Below are 2,985 nucleotides of genomic sequence, written 5' to 3'. Positions count from 1 at the left end.
AGTATTAGACCAGGAAGAGATAGTATTTGACCAGGCAGACGCACTCTCCACCTGGCCAAATAGAAAATACCTGCGAAATTATTAGGTAAATATATAAATTATTTCTGAGGATACACAACAACCAGCAGCATCTTAAACTCTTCTGGAGCCTGAAGTGCATGTGGGTGACCAAGTGGCATCACAATAGACTGACCAGCTTCAAGGGTGTAGACGTCGTCATCGATGGTGATGTTTGCGCGTCCCTCAAGAATGGTGACAAATGCGTCGCCGCCCGCACGATGGCTTGCAATCTCTTCGCCTGCGCCAAAACCAAAGAGGGTAACGCTGACGGCATCGTTTTGCGCAAGAGTCTTGCTGATGACCTGGCCAGGAAGGCATGCAACCTGGTCTTTAAGGGTTACTACAGTCTTTGCGTCGATGTTCTTCATGACACCAGGAATCAATTCTTCGGACATACTAACCTCCAACGGTAAATGTTATCGATGACTAGCATTTACCCGAACTAGCCGTCTTCAATCAGTAAATTTCAAAAAAACGCAGGTAGAAATTGCTTTTTTTAAAGCAATTTGCTGAGCAGCGGAGTCATCTTTCCCTGAGAGACCACCATCACATGATGCATCGCACGCGACAGGGCGGTGTAGAGCCTACGGCGAGAAATTCCGTCTGCTTTATACGCTTCCTCTTGCGCATCGGCAACAATGACCTGATCAAACTCAAGGCCCTTTGCTAGTGCAAGGTCGAGAAGAACAACGCCCTTCGCAGGGAGGGAATCGTGGCTGGTGAGCACTTTGACTGCAGACCCTTCCAGCTGCTTGGCAAGCCAGCGAACACGAGACTTCTCGGTACACACAATGGCGGTCAGCCCGTCAAACTCTTGTGCCTGCTCAATAAGGGACTTCATAGTCTGCAAGTACTCGGCGCGCTCAGTATCTTTGTTGTCAGCGACCACCTCAAAGAACTCGGGTTTTTTACCGCCGCGTTGAACGGAGCTTGTCTGGCCACGCTCTTCTTCGCTCAAAAGCGAGGTAAACAGTGCGGTAATCTCGGGAGAGGAGCGGTAGCTGGTCAGAAGTTTACAGGTAGAAACAGCGCCCTCGCCGTGTGTTGCGCTAAAGATTTTCTCAATCTGCTCAAACGTTGCGGTATCTTCCCAAATTGCCTGGTTAGAGTCACCCAAAAGCAGGAAGTGCGCGCGCGAGAAGTACTTTCCTAGCACCATAAGCTGCGTTTCGGTGTAGTCTTGAACCTCGTCAATCATGACAAACTTGACGTTTTTCTCGCCAGCGCCTGTGATAAGAAGGCGCAGGTAAACGCATTCGGCGCCGCTGAGCGCGGAGGCGTTGAGCATGCGCATGCCAATGCGGTCGATGCGCAGCCAGGAAGCGGACTCGATGACCTCGTGCGCAGAGGCAAAGCGCCAGTTGAGAAACTCGCGGGTGCGCGCCAGAACTTCTTCCTCGTCGGAAGGGCTGATGGTACGACCAAAGACCTCAAGCTGCTGCTCAACGTCAAGGGAGAGCATCTCTTCTTGGATTTCGTCGTTGTGGGCCATCTGACCAAGCCTGCGCTCCAAGCGGGTGTGTAGCTCGTCTTTGGCAAGCGCAATGAGGCGTGGTCCCACAGGAAATTGCGAGAACTTTGCCACAGAACTAGCCACCTGAGCTGGCTTAATGAGCGTGGTTCCCTCAACAGAAATGGCCTTGAAGTCGTCCTCGTAGAGCTCAAGTGTGGCAAGTTGCTCTTCAAGTTTCTTCAGAGACTCGGGGTTGTTGTGGGCGCCCGATGCGTGGTCGGCCAGACCCAAAGCCTTGAGAAAAGAATCCCAGGTAAATACCTGCGGATTGTGCTCGCCCATGCTAGGCAAAACGGTATTGATGTAGCGACCAAACATCTCGTTAGGAGTGAACAGGTACACCTGATCTGCGGTAAGTGTGGTGCGCTGCTGGTAGAGAAGGTACGCAATACGCTGCAGCAAAACGGACGTTTTGCCCGAGCCTGCAATACCGTTGACCAGCAGAACCGGCACATCCTCGTGCCTGACAACAACGTTTTGTTCGCGCTGGATAGTTGCGGTGATGGCCTGCAGTTTCTCGGTGTGTTGACGTTTCAGAGCGGCAAGCAGCAGAGAGTCTTCAATGGCAACCGTTGTGTCAAAGTAGAGGTTCAGCTTGTCGCGCGTGATGTCAAACTGTCGTCTAAGTTCCAGTTCAACCGTTCTTTTCTTGCCGTCTACCTGGTACGACGTAGTTCCCATCTCTTGGTTGTAATACGTCTCGGCAACGGGGCTGCGCCAATCAACAATAAGCGGTGTACGGTCTTTGTCCGTAATGCCTGCCGCGCCAATGTATACATCACGAGAAGGACGTCCGGGTCGCATTTTGAGCGTGACCTTAGCAAAGTAAGGCTGCCTCAAGAGGATTTCGACTCGACCGAGTTTCTCGACAGTAAAATCGTGGTACTGGTTGTACGTATCAATAACGCTGTTGAGCGTCTCAATAGCCGCAAGGGTCTCAATGGTTTCGTCCGCTCCACCAAAGTCTGGGCGGATTTCTTCACTCATCTGACGAAGGTCTCTAGCTGCATCTTTTTGCGTAGTATTGAGTGTTGTGTCCAAATCCTCACGAATCTCAACAAGTTTTTGGTATACGTGGGAGAGGTGCTCTTGCTCTTGCTGGTGGATTGGATCCATGATGCTCCTAGATAGTTGCGTCTTCGATGCGGCGGCGCAACTCGTCAATGCCCAGACCGGTCTCGGACGAGGTAATGATGGTCTGTTCAGGGGTAATGTGGAATGCCTTGCGCAGGGCGGCCGCGGCTTGATTTTGCTTGCCGCGCGCAATCTTGTCTGCCTTGGTAAACGCAACTACAAAGGGCAGCTCAGCCTCTTGGAGAAAGTTGATCATCTGGAGGTCAAGCTTTTGAGCTTCGTGCCTGATGTCAACAAGGCTGATGACCAGGTTAAAGCTGCGCTCTTGTTCAAAGTAG

Annotated in this window: 2 protein-coding genes and 1 pseudogene; all 3 read right to left on the bottom strand. The window is 51.7% G+C overall.

The genetic code is table 11. The annotated features are described in order from the left end of the window. Positions 1-98 precede the first annotated feature (98 nt). Positions 99-455, bottom strand: coding sequence for a cupin domain-containing protein (locus RWJ43_RS06550; RefSeq protein WP_314009117.1), 357 nt, complete (start codon positions 453-455; stop codon positions 99-101). 101 nt (positions 456-556) lie between these two features. Then, entirely contained in the window at positions 557-2,689 is a 2,133-nt protein-coding gene (locus tag RWJ43_RS06545) for a UvrD-helicase domain-containing protein (RefSeq protein WP_314009115.1), read from the bottom strand. A 7-nt stretch (positions 2,690-2,696) separates the two neighbouring features. Next, positions 2,697-2,985 (bottom strand): annotated as a pseudogene (locus RWJ43_RS06540) (YihA family ribosome biogenesis GTP-binding protein); the annotation flags it as partial.

It is taken from the genome of Lancefieldella parvula, assembly GCF_963530955.1.
GTDB lineage: Bacteria > Actinomycetota > Coriobacteriia > Coriobacteriales > Atopobiaceae > Lancefieldella > Lancefieldella parvula_A.
Note: the sequence above shows the minus strand (reverse complement) of the source record. Positions and strands in the feature narration are given on the sequence as shown.